Origin of the sequence: Micromonospora sp. WMMA1923 (assembly GCF_049179195.1) — a bacterium.
Classification (GTDB): Bacteria; Actinomycetota; Actinomycetes; order Mycobacteriales; family Micromonosporaceae; genus Micromonospora; species Micromonospora yangpuensis.
This window is the reverse complement of the sequence record NZ_JBMHLZ010000001.1, coordinates 1,067,913-1,088,369: the sequence shown is the minus strand read 5'-3', so window position 1 is coordinate 1,088,369 and position 20,457 is coordinate 1,067,913. Positions and strand designations below refer to the sequence as shown.

At 72.6% G+C, this 20,457-nt stretch carries 14 protein-coding genes and 3 pseudogenes; 3 read left to right on the top strand and 14 right to left on the bottom strand.

All coding sequences use genetic code 11. The annotated features are described in order from the left end of the window. The first annotated feature begins 69 nt into the window (after positions 1 to 69). Complete coding sequence (locus tag ACN28G_RS04980; RefSeq protein ID WP_091435637.1) at positions 70 to 477, top strand: VOC family protein; 408 nt, start codon at positions 70 to 72, stop codon at positions 475 to 477. A 68-nt stretch (positions 478 to 545) separates the two neighbouring features. Here the strand turns inward: ACN28G_RS04980 and ACN28G_RS04975 are convergent, their stop codons facing one another. Genes ACN28G_RS04975 through ACN28G_RS04965 form a run of 3 tightly spaced genes read right to left on the bottom strand, consistent with a single transcriptional unit; the run spans position 546 to position 5,218 of the window. Next, a complete protein-coding gene (locus tag ACN28G_RS04975) occupies positions 546 to 3,107 on the bottom strand; it encodes a bifunctional GNAT family N-acetyltransferase/acetate--CoA ligase family protein (protein WP_373868421.1) in 2,562 nt (853 codons plus the stop codon). Positions 3,108 to 3,126: 19 nt separating this feature from the next. After that, positions 3,127 to 4,308, bottom strand: coding sequence for an acetoin utilization protein AcuC (locus ACN28G_RS04970; RefSeq protein WP_091435636.1), 1,182 nt, complete (start codon positions 4,306 to 4,308; stop codon positions 3,127 to 3,129). 49 nt (positions 4,309 to 4,357) lie between these two features. Beyond that, complete coding sequence (locus ACN28G_RS04965; protein ID WP_421478524.1) at positions 4,358 to 5,218, bottom strand: sulfurtransferase; 861 nt, start codon at positions 5,216 to 5,218, stop codon at positions 4,358 to 4,360. A 115-nt stretch (positions 5,219 to 5,333) separates the two neighbouring features. Here ACN28G_RS04965 and ACN28G_RS04960 point away from each other — a divergent pair, with 115 nt between their 5' ends. Continuing rightward, positions 5,334 to 6,020, top strand: a complete 687-nt coding sequence (locus tag ACN28G_RS04960; RefSeq protein WP_091435634.1) for a metal-dependent transcriptional regulator — start codon at positions 5,334 to 5,336, stop codon at positions 6,018 to 6,020. A gap of 117 nt (positions 6,021 to 6,137) precedes the next feature. Here ACN28G_RS04960 and ACN28G_RS04955 read toward each other — a convergent pair whose 3' ends face one another. The 9 genes and pseudogenes from ACN28G_RS04955 to nrdR form a co-directional block, all read right to left on the bottom strand. Next, positions 6,138 to 6,692 carry a hypothetical protein gene (locus ACN28G_RS04955; RefSeq protein ID WP_421478523.1) on the bottom strand — a complete coding sequence of 185 codons (555 nt, stop codon included), beginning with the start codon at positions 6,690 to 6,692 and terminating at the stop codon, positions 6,138 to 6,140. Between the two features lie 124 nt (positions 6,693 to 6,816). Next, the gene (locus ACN28G_RS04950; protein ID WP_091446155.1) at positions 6,817 to 7,059 is read right to left on the bottom strand and encodes a DUF5522 domain-containing protein; all 243 of its coding nucleotides are present in this window, start codon (positions 7,057 to 7,059) and stop codon (positions 6,817 to 6,819) included. A gap of 237 nt (positions 7,060 to 7,296) precedes the next feature. Then, positions 7,297 to 8,199 carry a methyltransferase domain-containing protein gene (locus tag ACN28G_RS04945; RefSeq protein WP_421478522.1) on the bottom strand — a complete coding sequence of 301 codons (903 nt, stop codon included), beginning with the start codon at positions 8,197 to 8,199 and terminating at the stop codon, positions 7,297 to 7,299. A gap of 157 nt (positions 8,200 to 8,356) precedes the next feature. Further along, entirely contained in the window at positions 8,357 to 9,292 is a 936-nt protein-coding gene (locus ACN28G_RS04940; protein WP_091435632.1) for a DUF2332 domain-containing protein, read from the bottom strand. Between the two features lie 68 nt (positions 9,293 to 9,360). Next, entirely contained in the window at positions 9,361 to 11,565 is a 2,205-nt protein-coding gene (locus ACN28G_RS04935) for an LAGLIDADG family homing endonuclease (protein WP_421480859.1), read from the bottom strand. A gap of 42 nt (positions 11,566 to 11,607) precedes the next feature. Further along, positions 11,608 to 11,943 (bottom strand): annotated as a pseudogene (locus ACN28G_RS04930) (vitamin B12-dependent ribonucleotide reductase); the annotation flags it as partial. A gap of 3 nt (positions 11,944 to 11,946) precedes the next feature. Further along, a pseudogene (locus ACN28G_RS04925) lies at positions 11,947 to 12,795 on the bottom strand (LAGLIDADG family homing endonuclease); the annotation flags it as partial. 375 nt (positions 12,796 to 13,170) lie between these two features. Then, positions 13,171 to 14,874 (bottom strand): annotated as a pseudogene (locus ACN28G_RS04920) (vitamin B12-dependent ribonucleotide reductase); the annotation flags it as partial. 70 nt (positions 14,875 to 14,944) lie between these two features. Continuing rightward, entirely contained in the window at positions 14,945 to 15,502 is a 558-nt protein-coding gene (nrdR, locus tag ACN28G_RS04915) for a transcriptional regulator NrdR (protein WP_229688611.1), read from the bottom strand. Between the two features lie 444 nt (positions 15,503 to 15,946). Between nrdR and lexA the strand changes: the two genes are divergently transcribed. Beyond that, positions 15,947 to 16,726, top strand: coding sequence for a transcriptional repressor LexA (gene lexA, locus ACN28G_RS04910; RefSeq protein ID WP_091435631.1), 780 nt, complete (start codon positions 15,947 to 15,949; stop codon positions 16,724 to 16,726). A 76-nt stretch (positions 16,727 to 16,802) separates the two neighbouring features. Here the strand turns inward: lexA and ACN28G_RS04905 are convergent, their stop codons facing one another. Further along, entirely contained in the window at positions 16,803 to 18,743 is a 1,941-nt protein-coding gene (locus ACN28G_RS04905) for a hypothetical protein (protein WP_229688610.1), read from the bottom strand. Positions 18,744 to 18,789: 46 nt separating this feature from the next. Then, positions 18,790 to 20,241, bottom strand: coding sequence for a GTPase HflX (hflX, locus tag ACN28G_RS04900; protein ID WP_091435630.1), 1,452 nt, complete (start codon positions 20,239 to 20,241; stop codon positions 18,790 to 18,792). Positions 20,242 to 20,457: the final 216 nt, after the last annotated feature.

Below are 20,457 nucleotides of genomic sequence, written 5' to 3'. Positions count from 1 at the left end.
GGGCTCCGGTGGTTCACCGGGGTCCCGTTTCGTCGTTACGCTACGGGGTCACCGACTCGGAAGGACATCATGAACTGGACCCTGGAAGTGGTGGTGGTACCGGTCTCCGACCTCGACCGGTCCAAGGCGTTCTACGCCGACCGGCTCGGTTTCCACGTCGACCACGACACCCGGATCAACGACCAGGTACGCCTCATCCAGCTCACCCCACCCGGCTCCGGTTGCTCGATCGTCATCGGCCACGGCGCCGTGCCGGAGATGCCACCCGGCTCGTTCAAGGGCCTGCAGCTGGTCGTGGCCGATCTGCACCGGGCCCGCGCCGAGCTGGTCGAGCGGGGTGTCGAGGTCAGCGAGGTCCAGATCCTCGGCGAGAACCCACACCCGGTGCCGAACCCGCTGGACAACGTCGGTTTCGTCTTCTTCGCCGATCCCGACGGCAACTCCTGGGCGGTGCAGCAGATCTCCAGCCGGGGCTGAGCTGAGCGCGGTGTTTGCAGGGGCCCCTTCCTATCGCGAAAGCGATAGGAAGGGGCCCTTCCTTACCGTCAGAGGCGGCGGGGGCCGGTGTCGGGGCGGGCGGCGGCCGAGCCGATCCGGACCGTGGCGTGCAGGACCGAGAGGCCGTCCGGGCGGGCCAGCACCGGATTGAGCGTCAGCGACCGGATCCGGGGCTGGTCGTCGGCGAGCCGACCGACCCGCAGCAGCAGGTCGGCCAGGGCCGCCCGGTCCACCGGCGCGGCACCCCGGTGCCCCCGCAACAACGGGGCCGCCCGGGGTTCGTCGACCAGTTCGGCGGCGTCGGAGCCGGTCAGCGGCAGCGCCCGCCAGGCCCGGTCGCCGAGCAGTTCGGTGGCCACCCCGCCCAGCCCGAAGCCGACCACCGGCCCGAACGCCGGATCCTCCACCAGCTCCACCACGCAGGGCACCCCGGGCGCCACCATCGCCTGGACCAGGACCTCCGCGCCGAAGACCGCCGACATCTCCGCGTACGCCCGGCGCAGCGCCGCCGCGTCGGCCAGGTCGAGCCGGACCGCGCCGAGATCCAACCGGTGCCGCAGTCCGGCGGCGGCGGCCTTGATCGTCACCGGGTAGCCGACCCGGTCGGCGGCCTCGGCGGCCTCCTCGGCCGAGCGCGCCGGCACCGAGGCGACCAGCTCGATGCCGTACGCGGCGAGCAGTGCACCGGTCGGATCCGCCCCGTCGGCCCGGATCGCCGCCTCCCCCGCGGCACTGTCCACCCCGGACAGCTCCGGCGGTACACCCGGGTCCCGGCGCAGCCACCGCGCGTACCGGGTGACCCGGGCCAGCGCCCGTACCGCCTCCTCGACGCTGCCGTACGCCGGCACCCCGGCCGGCGGTCGACCGGCCAGAAACGTCGCGACGGTCGGTTTGCCGGCGGCCGAGGCGACCGGCAGGGCGGCGACGACGTCGCTGTCCACCTCGGTGTGCTGCCCCGGCAACGGCGGGGCGAAGACCGCCACCAGGGCGTCGACCCGCTCGTCGGCGGCCGCATCGGCAAGCGCGACGGCGAACTCCGCCGCCCCGGCCGCCGGTCCGACGTCGCACGGGTAACCGGCGGCGACGGTCAGCCCCTGCGCGACGCAGGCGGTGGCCGCCAGCCCGGTCAACGCCGACGAGTTGCCCACCACGGCGACCCGTGCCCCGGCCGGCAACGGCTGGTCGGCCAGGAGGACCCCGACGTCGAGCAACTCGGCGACGGTGTCGACCCGGATCACCCCGGACTGGGCGAAGAGCGCGCTGACCGCCTCGGTGTCCAGCCCTGGTGACTCGTCCACCCCGGGTGGCCGGGCCGGTGAGGCCAGGGCCACCACCGGCTTGCTCCGGCCGATCCGCCGAGCCAGCCGGGCGAACTTGCGCGGGTTACCGAACGTCTCCAGATACAGCATGATCACGTCGGTACGGGGATCGTCCTGCCAGTACTGCAGCAGGTCGTTGCCGGAGACGTCGGCCCGGTTGCCGGCCGAGACGAAACTGGACAGGCCGAGCCCGCGCCGGGAGGCCTCGGCCAGCAACGCCACCCCGAACGCGCCGGACTGGCTGAAGATCCCCACCGGGCCGGCGGCGGGCAGGACAGGCGCGAGCGTGGCGTTGAGGCGTACCGTCGGGTCGGTGTTGGCCACGCCCAGGCAGTTCGGGCCGACCACCCGCATGCCCGCCGCGTGCGCCGCCCGGACCAGGCCCCGCTGCGCCGCCGCGCCGGCCGGCCCGGCCTCGGCGAACCCGGCGGAGATCACCACCAGGGCGTGCGCCCCGGCGGCGGCCGCGTCGGCGACCACCGCCCGCGCCGCCTCCGGTGGCACCGCCACCACCGCCAGGTCGACCGGCACCCCGGCGTCGACCGCCGACGGGTACGCCGGCAGCCCCGCCACGGTGGACGCCGCCGGATGCACCGGCACGATCGCGCCCGGAAACCCGCCGTCGCGCAGGTGCCCCAGCACCGCCGCGCCCACCCCCTGCCCGGTGGCGCTGGCACCGTAGACGGCCACCCCACGCGGTGCGAGCAGCCGGGCCACGGAACGGGACTCGGTACGCTGCTCCCGACCACGCTGGACCTCCAGGGTCTGCTCGGTCGGGGCGATCGGAAAACTGAGGTGCACCACCCCGTCGGCGAACTGCCGTCGGACCTGGTAACCGAAGTCGGCGAAGACCCGCAACATGGTGCCGTTGGCGGGCAGCACCTCGGCGACGAAACTGGTCACGCCGACCCGGCGGGCCGCGTCGGCGAGATGCTCCAGCAGCACCGAGCCGATCCCCCGCCCCTGGAAGGCGTCCTCCACCACGAACGCCACCTCGGCCTGCGGGGCCTGCGGGCCGAGCCGCTCGTACCGGCCGACCGCCACGATCCGCTCCCCGGCCACCACCACGAACGCCTCCCGGTCGTGGTGGTCGACAGTCACGAACCGCCGCAGGTCCCGCTCCGGGATCCTCGGGTACGGCGAGAAGTAGCGCAGGTAGCGGGTGCGCTCGGAGAACCGCGAGTGCATCGCCACGATCCCCGCCGCGTCCTGCGGCTCGATCTGCCGCAACTGGACGGTGGTGCCGTCGCTGAGCAGGACATCCACCGGTTGCACCGACACGCTCACCACCGGTCCTCCCCAGGCCCGGTCAGTCGCGCGGATCGTGTGGATCGAGCCCCAGCAGCGGGAACACCGCCCGACGGGTGGCCGCGACCGCCCGGTCCACCGCGCTCGGCTCCCCGGTCGGCTGCCACGGCACGTACTCCGGGTCGACGTCGTCGGTCATCCGCAACGGCACCTCCCGACCCGGCCGGCGGGCGGCGGCCAGCTCCCGCCAGCCCAGCGGGGTCAGCGCCGCCGGGTCCAACGGCTCACCGGTGGCCACCGCGAGCAGATGCGTCCAGGCCCGGGGCACCACCTCGACGAGGGCGTACCCGCCACCGCCGGTGGCCACCCACCGACCGTCGCAGAGCTCGTCGGCAAGCGCCCGCAACGCCCGGTAGGTGGCACGTTGGCCGTCCACCGACAGGTGCAGGTCGGCCAGCGGGTCTAGCCGGTGGGCGTCCGCGCCGCACTGGGTGACCAGCAACTGCGGCCGGAACGCCCGCAGCACCGAGGGCACGACCGCGTGGAACGCCCGCTGCCAGCCGGCGTCGTCGACCCCCGGTGGCAGCGGCAGGTTGACCGCCGTACCGGCCGCCCCCGGCCCGCCGGTCTCGTCGGGGAACCCGGTGCCCGGGAACAACGCCAACGGGGTCTCGTGCAGGCTGACAGTGAGCACCCGGGGGTCGTCCCAGAAGATCTGCTGGACGCCGTCGCCGTGGTGCACGTCGACGTCGACGTAGGCGATCCGCTGCGCGCCGAGGTCGAGCAGCCGGGCGATGGCCACCGCCGGGTCGTTGTAGACGCAGAACCCGGCGGCCCGCGCCGACATGGCGTGGTGCAGCCCACCGGCCACGTTGACCGCGCGCCGGGCCTCGCCCCGCCAGACCGCCTCGGCGGCGGCCACCGTGGCCCCGGCGATCAACGCGCTGGACTCGTGCATCCCGGCGAAGACCGGGTTGTCCGAGGTGCCCAGCCCGAAACCGGCGAAGAGCGGGTCCCGCGGCGCGACGCGTACCGCGTCCAGGTAGTCCGGCTCGTGCACCAGGGTGAGCAGGGCGTCGTCCGCCGGCTCCGGCTTGACCAGCCGTACCCCGGGCCGGTCCAGGACGCCGAACTCGCGGGCGAGCGCGATGGTCAGCTCGACCCGGACCGGGTCGAGCGGATGGTCACCCAGGTCGTAGGCGAGCAGGGCCTCGTCCCACACCACCACCGTGTCGTCGGCCATGGGCCCATGGTCGCACGACGGCGGCTGCGGGCCCGGTCACCGGCCCCGCTCAACCGGCGGGTGTCTCCCCGGTGGCCACCGGCCGCGCCGGATCGGCCACCCAGTTGCTCCACGACCCCACGTACAGGGCGGCGTCGTGCCGCCCGGCCAGGTGCAGGGCGAGCACCGCCTGCGCGGCGGTCACCCCCGACCCGCAGTACGCCCCGACCGTCCGCCCGTCGACCACCCCCGCCGCGGCCAACCGGTCCCGGAGCACCTCCGCCGCCGGGTACCGACCGGCGGCGTCGACGAGCCGCGTCGCGGGCAGGTTCACCGCACCCGGGACGTGCCCGGCCACCGGATCGACCGGCTCGTGCTCCCCCCGGTAGCGGGGCGCGGCCCGCACGTCGAGCAGCACCCCGGCGGCCTCGCCCGCCAGGCGGGCCGCCCCGTCGGCGTCGATCACCGGCAGGGCCCCCGGGGCGACCACGATGTCACCGGGTGCCGGCGTCGCCGGCTCGGTCGAGGTGGGCAGCCCCGCCGCCAGCCAGGCCGCCCAGCCACCGTGCAGCACCCGGACCGGCAGGTGGCCGGCCCACCGCAGCGTCCACCAGGCCCGCGCGGCGGCCAACCCGTCGCCGCCGTCGTACACCACCACCTGACCACCGGTGCGGACCCCGGCCGCCCGCAGCGCGGCCTGCAGGCCGGCCACCTCGGGCAGCGGGTGCCGGCCGGCGGGGCCCGGCGGGCCGCACAGCTCGGCGTCCAGGTCGACGAAGACGGCACCGGGCAGGTGGCCGGCGGCGTGGTCGGCCCGCCCGGACGGGCCGGTCAGCCGCCAGCGCACGTCCAGCAGCGTGGGCGGATGCGGACCGGCGAGCTCGGTGGCGAGCCGGTCGGCCTCGACGAGTGGGCTCTGCGAATCGGACACGCCGACCAGTCAACACCATGGGGGTACCGATCCCGCAGCTCGTCGGTGTCTCGCGGCTCGTCGGCGGTCGATCGGCGTTACTCAAGGTAGCATCGGCCTCCGGGAGGCCGCTGACGTGAAGCATGACCTGGTCGACACGACCGAGATGTACCTGCGCACCATCCTCGAGCTCGAAGAGGAAGGTGTGCCACCGCTACGCGCCCGGATCGCCGAACGGCTCCGGCAGAGCGGCCCCACGGTGAGCCAGACGGTGGCCCGGATGGAACGTGACGGGCTACTCACCGTGGAGGGCGACCGGCACCTGACCCTCACCGCGCTCGGCCGCGGCATGGCGGTCGCCGTCATGCGCAAGCACCGCCTCGCCGAGCTGCTGCTGGTAAACGTGATCGGCATGCCCTACGAGGAGGCCCACGAAGAGGCCTGCCGGTGGGAGCACGTGATGAGCGACGCGGTCGAGAAGCGGGTGTACGACCTGCTCAACCGGCCCACCCGGTCGCCGTACGGCAATCCGATCCCCGGCCTGGAGGAGTTGGGCCGACCGGAGCAGCCCGCCGCCGACGTGGCGGAGACCGAGCGCAACCTCGCCTTCCCCGGGCTCGCCGGCCAGGTGGTGGTCCGGCGGATCTGTGAGAGCGTGCAGACCGACTCCGACGTGCTGCGGCAGTTGCACGCCGCCGGCGTCGACCCGGGTGCCACCGTCACCGTGGCCCAGGAACGCGACGGGGTCTCCATCGACCGCTCCGGCGATCGGGTCCGGCTGCCCCGCGAGGTCGCCTCCCGGGTCTTCGTCGCCGCCGGCTGACCGCTAGCTCCTCGCCGCACACCGACTGGCCACTGGATCTTCACCGCCGCGTGCCCGGGGTGTGAGACGGGTACCCCTCTCGACCGGATGCGTTAACAAGGGGCCCTTCCTTGCGCCTCAGTTGGTGGGGGCGAGGTCGACGGTCCTGGCCAGGTCGGCGAGCCCGGTGGCCAGCTCGTCGGCGGCGCGGTCGGTCTCCGGCGGCAGGGTGCAGCGCAGCACGGCCAGTCGGCCCTTCCCGGCCAACCAGCCCACCTCGGCCGCCGCACCGTCGTCACCGGAGGCCGCGAGCGTACGCCGGTACGCCTGCTCGCCCAGGTCGGTGACCTTCTCCGCCCGGCTCGGCACCACGTCGGCGGTGAACGTCTCCTTGTCCACCGCCGTCTCGCTGACACTGAGCGTCAACTCGGGCAGACTCTCCTGCCCGGTGCGGACCACACACGTCTGGGTGTCGGTACGTTCGCTCGCGGCGGCCACCTCGAACCGGATCCCGGTGTGCTCCTCGATCACCGCGAAGTCCAGCAGCCGGCAGGCACCACCCGCGGCGGCCGCCTCCACCGGGATCGTCACCTGCCCCACCGGCGGCACCGCCACCGGCTCGGCGTCGTCCTTGGCAGCACATCCCGAGACCAGCAGCACCGCTGCCCCGGCGATCCAGACCCGCCCGCGCACTCGCACACCTCCCGACGACGGCCGCCTGCCGACTGTCCGTGCGACACCGTACGGAATCCACCCGCCGGAGGAAAGTCGCCCGGCGGATCGGTCGAACACGTACCGGAAGTGGCCGCCCGGCGGGTCAGTCGGTCACGTAGGGGCAGTGGCGACAGCCACGCCCACAGCAGGTGCCCCGGCGGGCGAGGAAGCCGGCGCTGAGCACGAACAGTCCGCTGCCCGGGTCGAGGTAGCCCGCCTCCCCGGCGGCCAGCGCGGCGGCATGCGCGGCCAGGATCCGCTCCCGGTCCGGGTGCTGCGGCGACAGCCGGGACGGATGCGGCTCGGTCAACGCCCGATCCGCCAACGCCCGCCGCTCTCCCCCCACCCCCAAAGTGTAAGGAAGGGCCCCCTCTTAACGCATATCGTCGAGAGGGGTACCCCGCTCACACCCTGGTGGCTGGGCTCGACCGGTGGCTGGGCTGAACCGGTGGCTGGGCTGAACCGGTGGCTCGCGCTCAACTGGCAGCTCGGCTCGACCGGCGACCGGGCTCGACCGGTGCCCAGGGCTCGACCGGTGGTCAGGCCCAACCGGTGTGGCCAGAGCTCGACCGGTGGTCGGCGCTCACCCGTCGCGTTCGGCCAGGAGGAAGGCCTGGCGGGTGCGTTCGTAGGCCTGCGGTTCGCGCAGCACCCGGGTGGTGACGGTGAACCCGGCGTCACGCAGCTGCCCGGCGATCCGCTCCGGCGGCAACCGGTGCACGTCGTAGCTGACCCGGTGGCCGTACGCCTGCTCCAGCCGGACCCGCTCGTCACCGGCCTTGAAGGCGAGCAGCAGGTGACCGCCCGGCGCGAGCACCCGGTGGAACCCGGCGAAGACGCCGGGCAGCAGCTCCGGCGGCAGGTGGATGATCGAGTACCAGGCGACGATGCCGGCGAGAGAGCCGTCGGGCAGCGTCAGGTCGGTCATCGTGCCCACCTCGAAGCGCAGGTCCGGGTGCTCCCGGCGGGCCACCGCCACCATCTGCGGGGACAGGTCCACGCCGAAGACGTCCAGGCCGGCGTCGCGCAGGAAGCCGGTGACCCGCCCGGGACCGCAGCCGATGTCGGCGACCCGAGGGCCGCCACCGGCCGGACCAGCACCGTCACCTGCGCGGCCATCGGCCCCGCCCCGACCGTCAGAGGCCGCCCGACCAGCAGACCCGGACCGACCGTCGGCGCCCACCTGACCATCAGCCCCAGACCGACCATCGGCGCCCACCTGACCATCAGCCCCAGACCGACCATCGGCGCCCACCTGACCATCAGCCCCAGACCGACCATCGGCGCCCACCTGACCATCAGCCCCAGACCGACCATCTAAGCCGCCCCGGCCATCGGTACCGGCCCGGACCGTCTCGGCGAAGACGGTGAGCAGGGCCCGGTCCAGCGGTCGTGACGCCAGCTCGTCGCGGAGCAGGTCGGCGTAGTCGACCGCCACCGTGTCGTACGCGGCCCGGGTGATCCCCAGGTGGGTCGGCTCGGTCACGGTGCCCCATGCTGCCCGGCCGGCGCAGCCGGCGCAACACACGGACCGGCCGGCGCAGCCGGCGCAACGCACCGACCGGCCGAGGCAGCCGGCGCAACGCACGGACCGGCCGGCGTAGCCGGCGCGAGGCGCGGAACGGTCGAGAGCCTGAGTCGCCTCAGGCGAACCAGGTGACCGACTGACCGTGTGAACGGGTCCAGGCCAACGGCGTGCCGTCCAACGCGAGCACGTGGTGCAGGGCACCGTCCGGTGGTCGTGGCAACCCGTCGTACGGCAGCGTCTCCGGGGCCTCGTTCGCGATCCAGTGTCCCGGCAGCCCGCGTACCGTCTCGATGAAGGCCGCCCGGCGCCGAGCCGGCACCTGGTAGAGCACCGAGGTGTGGAAGACCACCAGCGTCGCGTCGGCCGGCGCCTGGGCGGCCAGGGCGGGTAGGTCGTCCACCAGGTCGCCCCGGAGCAGCAGCGGCGGATCCGTCGCGGCGACGGCCGCCGCGGCCCGCAACCGGGCTCGGCGGTGGGTGTGCTCCGGCCAGATCAGCGCGTCGAGCCAGGCGACGTCGGCGGGGTCGGTGACGTCGAGCGGGGTCAGGTCCAGCCCGGCCCGCCACACCACCTCGGGCCGCCGTGCCGGCGGTGACAGGCCGACCGCGGCGCACTCCAGCAGCGGTTCGCCGACGCCTACCAGGTGCTCGCCGTACCGGTAGGCGTACCGGTCGGGATAGAGGCAGAGGCCGGCGGAGGCACCGACCTCCACCAACGCCAGGGGCTGCGGCAACGCGGCGAGCACCGGTAGCAGGGCGGCGCACCGACCGGCTTCGTTGGTCTGGGTCGTCCGGGTACGCAGCTGCGCCTCGACCATTTGCCAGTGCGACAACACCCAGTCGTGGAACGCGACCGGGTCGTCGACCGGGCCGCCGAGCAGCCGGGTGACCCCCAGCAGCAGGTTCGGTTGCCGACTGGCAGCCGGCAGCTGCTCGAGACGGGCGAGCAACTCGTCGTCCCGGGCCACCGCCAGACAGAGTCGTTCGTACGTCGGCGACACCCCGCGCGCCTCCCGGACGGCGAACGTGACGAAGCTGTCTGCGATCGGCATCATTCGATGGTGACACCACCGGCGACCGCCCGACCCCTGGTGGGAGTCGGGCGGTCGCCGGTCGTGGCTCAGCTGCAGCCGCTGGTGGAGCCGCAGCCCTCACAGACGTAGCAGCTACCGGCCGGGCGCATCTTCGTACCGCAGGTGAAGCAGAGCGGTGCGTCGGCGGCCTTGCCGATCACGGCCTCCAGCAGCTCGGTGCTGGAGCCGACCGCCGGCGCCGGCTTGGCGGCGGCGACGTCGGCGGTCTCCAGGGCCGGCTGGGCGATCGGGCCAACCGGCCCGGCCACGTCGGCCTTGGTCTCGGGCGCCTCGACCGGAGCCGAGGCGGCCATGGCGGTGAGGTCGGCGCCACCGGCCTCCGCCTCCGCCTCGGCCCGCAGCTGGGCGGCCCGCTCCTTGGCGGTGAAGATGCCCAGTTCGGCACGGCGGTCGTACGGCAGGAAGTCCAGGGCCAGCCGGCGGAAGATGTAGTCCATCACCGAGGCGGCCATCCGCACGTCCGGGTCGTCGGTCATGCCCGCCGGCTCGAACCGCATGTTGGTGAACTTGCTGACGTACGTCTCCAGCGGGACGCCGTACTGCAGGCCGATGGAGATGGCCACCGAGAAGGCGTCCATCACCCCGGCCAGCGTCGAGCCCTGCTTCGACATCTTGAGGAAGACCTCGCCGAGGCCGTCGTCGGGGTACGACGACGCGGTGAGGTACCCCTCGGCACCGCCGACGGAGAAGCTGACCGTCTGCGACGGGCGCTTCTTCGGCAGCCGCTTGCGCACCGGACGGTACTCGACGACCTTCTCGACGGCCTTCTCCGCCACCGCGGCCTCGACGGCGGCCTCCACCGCCGCCGCGACCACCGCCTTGTTCGGCTTGGCCACCGACAGCGGCTGGCCGACCTTGCAGTTGTCCCGGTAGATCGCCAGCGCCTTCAGGCCGAGCTTCCAGCCCTCGAAGTAGATCTTCTCGACGTCCTCGACGGTCGCCTGCTCCGGCATATTGACCGTGTTGTGGTTCATGATGCCGTTCGCCACGAAGGCGTGGGTCTCCGGCACCGAGAGGTCGTACACCTCCCGCTCACCGGCATCCACCACGGAGTCGACGGGCGAGAAGTGCAGATTGCCGTCCAACACCTGGCGCAGCCATCCCGGCAGTACCACACCGTCGAGGGAGGCCACCCGTTCCACGGTACGACGGGTGACGTGCTGGGTGCGCTTGTCGAGCAGGAACGCGAAGCTCGAACGGTCGCCACGGATGCCGCCCCGGCCCGGCTTTCCGGCCGGAATCAGGTCGTACAGGTCCCGCCCGCTGATGCCGGGCACGACATCCGCCGTCCCCGTGCCGTAGGACTGTGCGAGGTAACGCGCGGCGGCGACCGCCTTCTCCGGCTCCAGGAACGGCACCATGCTCACCAGGAGCTGCCCCTGGTAACCGGCGGCGTAGACCTCGTCGTACGACTTGCCGTACGCCGGGTTGAACTTGCTCACCCGGCCGTGCACGACACCGAGATTGGTCAACACGGCCTGCAGGTCGTCCAGCAGCGCCGGGCTGTCCAGACAGATCGCCCACTTCGGCGCGGTCGCCGTCGTCACGTACGCGTCGAGCGCCAGCCCGCGCAGGAAGGCCAGCACCATGGCGCGGGGCGAACGCAGCACCGCGTCCGGGATCCGCTTCTCGGATGCCCGCGAGCCACAACCGACTTCCGTCAGGAACTCCACGACCGTCTTGGACGACACGACGACCCCCGGGCACTTGCCGGGTTGGCGGTCGATCCGGGCGGTCAGCCCGAACACCGACTGCCAGGCTGCCTGGATCCGCTCCAGCACCGAGTCGACGGAATTGGTGATGGTGATCGTCCAGTTGCTGCGGCTGGTGTGCCCCTCGGCGGCGTAGGCACCGAGCAGCAGCGCCAACTCCTCCGTCATCTCCCCCGGCAGCGTGACCGACCTCTGGTTCCCATAGGACCGGGAGGTCACCACGTCACGCAGGCTCGCCGGGACGGTCGACCACAGGTCGGCGCCGTACTGGGTGGCTACCTGGTCACCCGGCTGAAGCTCGCCCAGGGTCTTCCAGACCAGTCCGCCATCACCGGCGGTGAGCAGTCGGTGCGGGTACGTGCCGGTCACCGAGTGCCCGGAACGGAGCGTGGCAGTCCGCACCGGACGCACGCCGCCGTAGTAGAACGCGTCGGTCTTACGGTCACCGTCCAGGGAGGAGATCTTCAGGAACTCCGACCGGAAGGTGTCCTCCGCCTCGCCCTGGTAGAGACTGCCCATCCGGACGAGCCCGTCCCCGGAGGCCACCAGGGTCTCCCCGACGACGCACTTCGAGATGGCCCCCGAGATGAACGGCTGCACCGCCGCCATCATCCGCACGTGGCCCATCGGGGCGATGGACCGCTCGCCCATCGCACAGTCGAAGACCGGGTAGTGCTCCGGCTTGAGGCCGGGGGCGTCCACCACGTGACCGTGGTCGGCGATGTGCTCGACGATCGCCTCGACCTGCTCCTCGGGGTAGCCGATGCTGCGCAGGGCACGCGGCACGGTCTGGTTGACGATCTGCATCGAGCCGCCGCCGACCAGCTTCTTGAACTTGACAAGCGCCAGATCGGGCTCGACGCCGGTGGTGTCGCAGTCCATCATCAGGCCGATGGTGTTGTGGCTGACGAAACCACCCGCGACGTAGGTGACGTTCGCCGGTACGGAGAGGTCGTAGGTCGGCTGGACCCCGCCGTCCTCGTTCACCGCGACCTGCTCGAAGAGGTAGTCCAAGGCGTGACCGAGCCGGTCGTCGCCGGTCTCGGCGAACACCCGCAGCGCCACCGCCCGGGGCACGCCGCCGGTCTTGCGCAGCGACTGGACGACCGCCGGGCGCAGCTCGTGACCGGCCGGCACCAGCAGATCCCACACCGCAGCCGGCAGGTGGATCCGGTCCCGGTTGGCGCTCTGTGCCATGTCGGACGTGACCAGGTCGCCCTTGCGGGCACCGACGAAGCCGACGACCTCGTCGAAGGCGATCGCGTGCGCGGTGTTGCGCAGCCGCACCTGCCAGACCTCGGAGCCCAGGCCGCTGATCGTCCGCCGGGTGGTCGTGGCCATCCCGAGCGTCAACAGCAGGGTACGGACCTCGGCCGCGAAGCTCTCGGTGGAGGTGGACATCGACGGTACGCCGCCGAGCACCGTACCGTCGGCCTCGAAGAGGCCCCGCAGGAACGCCCCGTAGACGCCGGCGTCGTTGGTCTCCAGCAGCGCCGACGGCACCTGGGGAGTCCAGCCCTTGCCGGAGTGGTCTGCGCCGGGCAGTGTCTTGGCGAACCCGGCCGTCTGCCACCACCGGGCCAGCCGAACCGAGTGGAAGCTGACCTCCTGGTAGCCGGCCTGCGCGGCGACCACCGGCTCCAGACCGAACAGACCCTTGCCGAGCACCCGGAGCCGCTCGACCACGTCGAGGTCCGTGTCGGCCACGCAGAACCGGAGGCCCTTGGCGTGCAGACTGCCGTCGCCCATGAAGTAGCCGACGAGTTCGGCAAGCTCGGTGTCGACGGCGTCCGGGACGTAGAGCCGACGGTCGTCGGTGTAGTACGCCTGGTCGAGCACGGGCAGCGGCACCCGGCGGGGCTCGCCCACCAGCGTGCCGAGCTGGATCGGCACCAGGTCACCCTCGGCGACCTCGGCCATCCGCTTCCACACCCACGCGCCGGACTCCGGCTCGACGACCTTGATCCGGTGGGCCAGGGTGCCCTGGATCCGGTAACCGCCGTCGGTCACGATCCGCCGGGTCGGCTCCTCACCGTTGACGAAGAACTTCGTCGCCGTACGGGCCCCCTCGTCCGTGGAGACCTGCAGGTCCAGGTCCTGCCAGCGGTCGCCGTAGACGTCACCGAGCTCACCGAGGCGGACCAACCCGCGATCGGTGGTCACCATGGTGTCGGCGGTCAGGCAGCCGGTCGGCGCCAGTACCGCGGCCTGGGAGTTGCGCCAGCCGAACTTGTCGCCGAGCTTGTTGCCCTGGGTCCACTGCTTCGTGGCCTCCCGGGCGATCGCGGTGGCCACCGTACCGGCGGGCTTGATCTCGTCGTTGGCGGCGGCGTGCTTGCGCATCACCCGCTTGTGCGGCTCGGCGTTGCGGGCGTACCCCTCGTACGCGCCGACGATGCCGGCCAGCTCCGCCGAGCGGCGGTACGCGGTGCCGGTCATCAGCGAGGTGATCGCGGCGGCCACCGAACGCCCCTGCTCGGAGTCGTACGGCAGGCCGGAGGCCATCAGCAGCGCGCCGAGGTTGGCGTACCCGATGCCGAGCTGCCGGTAGGCCCGGGTGGTCTCGCCGATCTTCTCGGTCGGGAAGTCGGCGAAGCAGATCGAGATGTCCATCGCGGTGATGACGAACTCGACGGAGCGGACGAACTTCTCCACCTCGAAGCCACCGTCGGCCCGCAGGAACTTCATCAGGTTCAGCGAGGCCAGGTTGCAGGACGAGTTGTCCAGGTGCAGGTACTCACTGCAAGGATTACTTGCGGTGATTCGTCCGGTTTCCGGGCAGGTGTGCCAGTCGTTGATGGTGTCGTCGTACTGCAGGCCGGGGTCGGCGCACTCCCAGGCGGCCTGGGCGATGGAGCGGAACAGCCCCTTGGCGTCGACGGTGTCGATCACCGCGCCGTCGAGCCGGCCGCGCAGGTCGAAGCCGGTGCCGCCGTCGACGGCCCGCATGAACTCGTCGGAGACCCGGACCGAGTTGTTGGCGTTCTGGTACTGCACGCTGACGATGTCCGAGCCGCCGAGGTCCATGTCGAACCCGGCGTCGCGCAGCGCGCGGATCTTGTCCTCCTCGCGCGCCTTGGTGACCACGAACTCCTCGATGTCCGGGTGGTCCACGTCGAGGATGACCATCTTGGCCGCCCGCCGGGTCGCCCCACCGGACTTTATGGTGCCGGCGCTGGCGTCCGCGCCACGCATGAAGCTGACCGGGCCGGAGGCGGTGCCGCCGGAGGAGAGCAGCTCCCGGGAGGAGCGGATCCGGGAGAGGTTGACCCCGGAGCCGGAACCACCCTTGAAGATCAATCCCTCTTCCTTGTACCAGTCGAGAATCGAGTCCATCGAGTCGTCCACGGCGAGGATAAAACACGCGCTGACCTGCTGTGGCGACGGCGTGCCGACGTTGAACCAGACCGGGGAGTTGAAGCTGAACACCTGGTGCAGCAGCATCCAGGTCAGCTCGTGCTCGAAGAGCTCGGCGTCGGCGGGGGTGGTGAAGTAGCCGTGCTGCTCACCGGCGGCCCGGTAGGTGTGCACCACCCGGTCGATGAGCTGCTTGAGCGACCACTCCCGCTCCGGGGTGCCCACCGCGCCCCGGAAGTACTTGGTGGTGACGATGTTGGCCGCGTTGACGCTCCAGGACTCGGGGAACTCCACCCCGCGCTGCTCGAAGTTGATCGAGCCGTCCCGCCAGTTCGTCATGACGATGTCGCGCCGCTCCCAGGCGACCTCGTCGTACGGGTGGACGCCCTCGGTGGTCCAGACCCGCTCGACCTTGAGCCCCGCGCCGGCCTTCGTCCGTGACCGGCTGGTTGTCACGCCATCCCCCGCCATCTCATCGCCCCCTCGTCTGCGCGGCCACCGGCCACGCGTGGTTACTGTCAGAAACTGTGAAAGAAGTACGTCAGCTGGGGCGGGCGGCGGCTCGTGGCGCCGCGCCCCCCTGGGCGGCCGGGCCGCCCTGAGCCGCCGCCCGGCCCTGGGCCTCCGGCTGTCCGGCGGCGTCCTGCCGGGCGAGCGCGGCGGCGCGCAGCGTCTCGATCTCCCGCTCGAAGTCGGCAAGCGAGTCGAAGGCCCGGTAGACGCTGGCGAAGCGCAGGTAGGCCACCTCGTCCAGGTCCCGCAACGGGCCCAGGATGGCCAGCCCCACGTCGTGGCTGGGGATCTCGGCGGCGCCCTTGGCCCGGACGGTCTCCTCGACCTTCTGGGCGAGCAGGGCGATCGAGTCCTCGTCGACCGGTCGCCCCTGGCAGGCCTTGCGCACCCCACCGATGATCTTCGTACGGCTGAACGGCTCGGTGACCCCGCTGCGCTTGACCACCGCGAGCACCGCCTCCTCGACGGTGGTGAACCGCTTGCCGCACTCCGGGCAGGAGCGGCGCCGCCGGATCAGCTGGCCGTCGTCGGCCTCCCGCGAGTCGACCACCCGAGAGTCGGCGTGCCGGCAGTACGGGCAGCGCATCACTCGGCCTCCTTCATCGCTCGCGGAACGCGCCGCCGGGCACCTGGAAGCCCGGCGCGAACCATCGCCGATGGCTGCCGCCGTGCTGCTGGTGCGGGGAGTGCGGTCGGTAGTCGAACCCAACCTGTAGGCGACTTACACCCATGTGACTACTACATCTAGGGGTCGAACCTATGTTGCCGGCGAACCGAGGTCAAGTTGGTAGGCGTGTCCGGCGCGTCACGGGCACCCCCCGTCGGCGACCCGCCGAGAACCCCAACGCACCGGCACCCCACCCGGTCACGGCGCCCCCCGACGTAGCATCTCTACCAGAACACGCGTTCGAATGAGCTCGAATATCCCCTCGACACGCGGGAACAGGTCGAACAGATGTTTGAAAATGGCGGATCTCACCTATACGGTCAGGAACAGCCGGAGCGCCGGCGCCGACCAGGGAGGACGGACGTGACCGAGGACCGGGCCAGCCGGCAGAAGCACCCGCAGCAGATCACCGAGGCGGGTCCGCCGGCCACACGGCGCCGGGGCGCGGCCCGCAGCCGGGCCGGGCAGCCCGCCGTACGGCCGGTCGCCCAGGTCAGCGCGTTCAGCGACCCGGCCGCCGTGGACCTGACCGCCCGACAGCGCCGGATCCTGGAGTTCATCCGCACCTGGGTCGAGCGGCACGGTTACCCGCCGAGCGTCCGGGAGATCGGTGAGGCGGTCGGGCTGGTCTCCCCGTCCAGCGTCGCCTACCAGCTCAAGGAGCTGGAGAAGAAGGGCTTCCTGCGCCGCGACCCCAACCGGCCCCGCGCGGTGGACGTGCGCTCCCCCGGTGACCTCGACGACGAGGTGACCCGGGCGCAGCGGCCCGCCCCGGCGTACGTGCCGATGCTGGGCCGGATCGCCGCCGGTGGGCCGATCCTCGCCGAGCAGTCGGTGGAGGACGTCTTCCCGCTGCCCCGCGAGCTGGTGGGTGAGGGCGAGGTCTTCATGCTCCAGGTCAAGGGCGACTCGATGCTCGACGCGGCGATCTGCGACGGCGACTGGGTGGTGGTCCGCCAACAGCCCACCGCGGACTCCGGCGAGATCGTGGCCGCGATGCTGGACGGGGAGGCGACCGTCAAGACCTACCGGCGACGCGACGGGCACGTCTGGCTGATGCCGCAGAACCCGGCCTTCGACCCGATCGCTGGCGACGACGCCACCATCATGGGCCGGGTCGTGGCGGTGCTGCGCCGGATCTGACCGGGCCGGTGGCCTGACCACGGACCCCACGTCCCCGGTGCAGCAGGCCGTGGGGTCGGCCCATCGGGCGGCGCGGTCAGTAACGCTCACCGCGGTAGTCGCCGCGGCCGCCGTAGGGCGGTTGGCTCTGGTTGCCGTCGTCGTGCTCGGCGTCGCGCCGCCGACCCGCCCGGGGGTCGGGCTCCCGGCCGCCGCGACGCGGCGGCTCGGCCCGACCGCCGCCGTAGACCCCGCCCCGGCCCCCGTCACCCGCCGGCGGGTGACCACCGCGACCCTGCTGGCCACCGCGAGGCGGCTGCCCACCGCGGGCGGACTGGCCGCCGCGATCCGGCTGCCCACCGCGAGGCGGCTGAGCTGCCCGACCGGGCTGGCCACCGCGCCCCGCACCACCGGCCGGGCCGCCCCGGGCCGCCGGTTGACCGGCACCGGGCTGGGCACCCCGCGGAGCACCCGGTTGATCGCCCCGGTTGCCACCGGACTGACCGCCACCACCCCCGCCGGGCTGGCCGCCACCGCCGGTCGGTCGGCCGCCGCCGGGTCGGCCACCGCGACCACCAGCCGCCGGGCCCGGCCCGGGTGGGGCGGCCGCGCCGTACACGCCGCCACCGGGCCGACCACCACCGGCACGACCACCACCAGCACCACCGCCGGGACGACCACCGTCGCCGTCGCCGGCGGGACGGCCACCGCCGTAGACGGCACCACCGCGGGCCGCCTTGCCGCCGTAGACCCCGGCCGGGGCCGGGTCTCCGGTGCGCCCCGCAGGACGGGCGGCGACCGGTGCCGGATGGCCGCCGGAGGCCGCACCGCCGTAGACGCCGCCGCGCGGACGCTCCCCGGCGGACACCGGTGCCGCGCGCTCATCGTCGCCCGGCAGTGGCCCGCCGTCGGACTTCGGACCGACCGACGAGGCGTCGGGCCGTCGGCGGGCGCGCACGATACCGACGATGCCGGCACCCACCAGCAGCGCACCGAGGATCCCGGTGGCCGCGATCAGGTAGGTGATGTCGTCCAGGGACAGGTCGGCGGTCCAGGACTGCTTCTTGGGCTCTGGAGGGCCACCCTCGGCGGCGAGCGCCTCGGCGCCCGTGGTCGCCGGGGTGTAGGCGAGGATCTCCAGCTCCTCGTCGTCGGCCAGTTCGCCCCCGTCGGAGACGGTGACGAAGGTCTTGCCGTCGGGGGTGTAGGAGATGGCCTCCCCGAACGGGTCGGTCAGCGGGGTCACCCTCGGCTTGCCGGTGGTCAGCGCGGCGAGGACGTCGCCGTCGGCGACGTCGAACTCGAAGGCGTCGGCGTACGTGCGCAGCACCACCCGGCTGCCGTCGGGCGCGCGGGCGGCCCCGGTGACCGTCTGCCGGCCGATGCTGTTGAGCGGGTTCTCCGTGGTGGTCTTCGGGACGGTGACCTCGCCGACCTTCTTCATCGGCACCGGCTCGGTGTCCCCGGACCGCAGCGGCCCGGTGGGGGTGAAGATCTGCGACTTGCCGTTGAGCTCCTTGGTGATGACCAACGGCAGGTTGTCCGGGCCGATCAGCAACGCCTCGGCGTCGTGCGGCTTGCGCTCGGGGTAGGAGAGGCGGTGCAGCACCGGTCGTTTGGAGCCGTCGACCGGCATGGTCCACACCGCCACCCGCTCCCGGCGCTCCCGGCTGGTGATGTTGTCACCGGTGTCGGCGATCCAGAGCGTCTTGCCGTCGGGCGAGAGCGCGAGGTCCTCGGTGTCGAACGGCCCCTGCTGGGTGTAGGCGACCGCCTTGGTCACCTGGCACTTGGTGTCGAGGTAGAAGACGCGCTTGCGCTCCTCGACCTCGGTGCCGTCGTTGACCACGATGTAGCCGCTCTTGGTGGCCACCAGGCCGGAGACCTCACGTAGCCGTGGGTCGGTGATGGCGCACCGCTTCTTGCCCGGCTCCGGTTTGGGCTGCGGGGCGGGCGCGGCCGTGGCCGTGCCGGAGAACGCCACGGTCAGCCCGAACAGGCCGAGGGCAACCGTGACCGAGGAGACAGCGCGGTGCATGACGTCAGTGTCGCATGCCTCATTCACCATGTGGGTTACGCCGGGGTCAGCGACTCTGGGTAACCGCCTGCTGCGGTTCGGTGCGGTACGGCGCCAACTCGGCGGCGAGATCCTCGGCCACCCGTACGTGCAGCAGGGTGCCCTCGGGCAGGTGGGCGGTGCTCAGCACCTCGCCGGTGCGGTGCACCCGCGCCACCAGGTCACCCCGGTCGTACGGCAGCACCGCGCGGACCTCCACGGCCGGGCTGGGCAGCCGGCTCTCGATGGTCTGCCGCAGCCCCTCGATCCCCCGCCCGCTGTGGGCGGAGACGAAGACGGCGTCCGGCCAGCGGCGCTTGAGCCGCAGCAGCGTCTCCTCGTCGGCGGTGTCGACCTTGTTGACCACCAGCAGCTCGGGCAGGCGGTCCGCGCCCACCTCGGCGAGCACCTCCCGGACCGCCCGGACCTGCTCCTCCGGATCGGGGTGGGCACCGTCGACCACGTGCACCACCAGGTCGGCGTCGGCGACCTCCTCCAGCGTCGAGCGGAACGCCTCGACGATCTGGTGCGGCAGGTGCCGGACGAAGCCGACCGTGTCGGAGAGGGTGTAGAGCCGGCCGTCGCTGGCGGTGGCCCGTCGGGTGGTCGGGTCCAGGGTGGCGAAGAGCGCGTCCTCCACCAGCACCCCGGCACCGGTGAGCCGGTTGAGCAGGCTGGACTTGCCCGCGTTGGTGTAGCCGGCGATGGCCACGGCCGGCACGGCGTTGCGGGCCCGGCGGGCGCGCTTGGTCTGGCGTACCGTCTTCATGCCCTTGATCTCGCGGCGCAGCCGGGCGATGCGGTGGCGGATCCGCCGCCGGTCGGTCTCCAGCTTGGTCTCACCGGGGCCACGCAGACCCACGCCGCCGCCGGCACCGCCGCCGCGACCGGAACCACCGGTCTGCCGGGACAGCGCCTCACCCCAGCCGCGCAGCCGGGGCAGCAGGTATTCCAGCTGGGCCAGCTCGACCTGCGCCTTGCCCTCCTTGCTCTTGGCGTGCTGGGCGAAGATGTCAAGGATCAGCGCCGTCCGGTCGACCACCTTGACCTTGATCCGCTGTTCCAGGTTGCGCAGCTGGGACGGGGAGAGCTCACCGTCGCAGATCACCGTGTCGGCGCCGCTGGAGAGCACCACGGCCCCGAGGTCGTCGACCTTGCCCCGGCCGATGTAGGTGGCCGGGTCGGGCCGGTTGCGCCGCTGGATCAGCCCCTCCAGGACCTGCGATCCGGCGGTCTCGGCCAGCGCGGCGAGCTCGGTGAGCGAGTTCTCGGCGTCGGTGAGCGAGCCTTCGGTCCAGACGCCCACCAGGACCACCCGCTCCAGCCGCAGCTGGCGGTACTCGACCTCGGTGATGTCGGTGAGCTCGGTGGAGAGGCCGGGGACGCGCCGGAGCGCCTGCCGCTCCGACAACTCCAGCTCACCGGTGGTGGCGTCGAACTCCTCGTCGGAGTTGGGAGCGAAGGTGTCCTGGTCTGGCAAGCCGTTCTCCTGTCCGTTCTGTTCCTTACCGAGTAATCCTGACACGGGTCAACGTCACCCGCACCCGCAATATGCCCGGCCCGGCGGGGACGCGGGGCGGTCGCACCGTCGGCACGGGGCCGCCGGACGGGCGATCCGGACCCGCCGAGCCGGGGTTCGCGGGCCGAAAATCCGGGGGCGAATGCCGACCGACCTCGGTGGGCGAGTAGAAATGCC

What these genes read in the sequence shown, in the direction of transcription:
- nrdR (WP_229688611.1), bottom strand. Translation starts at nt 15,502, where the DNA reads ATGCGCTGCCCGTACTGCCGGCACGCCGACTCTCGGGTGGTCGACTCG.
- ACN28G_RS04970 (WP_091435636.1), bottom strand. Translation starts at nt 4,308, where the DNA reads ATGGCCGACGACACGGTGGTGGTGTGGGACGAGGCCCTGCTCGCCTAC.
- ACN28G_RS04980 (WP_091435637.1), top strand. Translation starts at nt 70, where the DNA reads ATGAACTGGACCCTGGAAGTGGTGGTGGTACCGGTCTCCGACCTCGAC.
- ACN28G_RS04905 (WP_229688610.1), bottom strand. Translation starts at nt 18,743, where the DNA reads ATGCACCGCGCTGTCTCCTCGGTCACGGTTGCCCTCGGCCTGTTCGGG.
- ACN28G_RS04935 (WP_421480859.1), bottom strand. Translation starts at nt 11,565, where the DNA reads ATGGGCAGTCTCTACCAGGGCGAGGCGGAGGACACCTTCCGGTCGGAG.
- ACN28G_RS04940 (WP_091435632.1), bottom strand. Translation starts at nt 9,292, where the DNA reads ATGCCGATCGCAGACAGCTTCGTCACGTTCGCCGTCCGGGAGGCGCGC.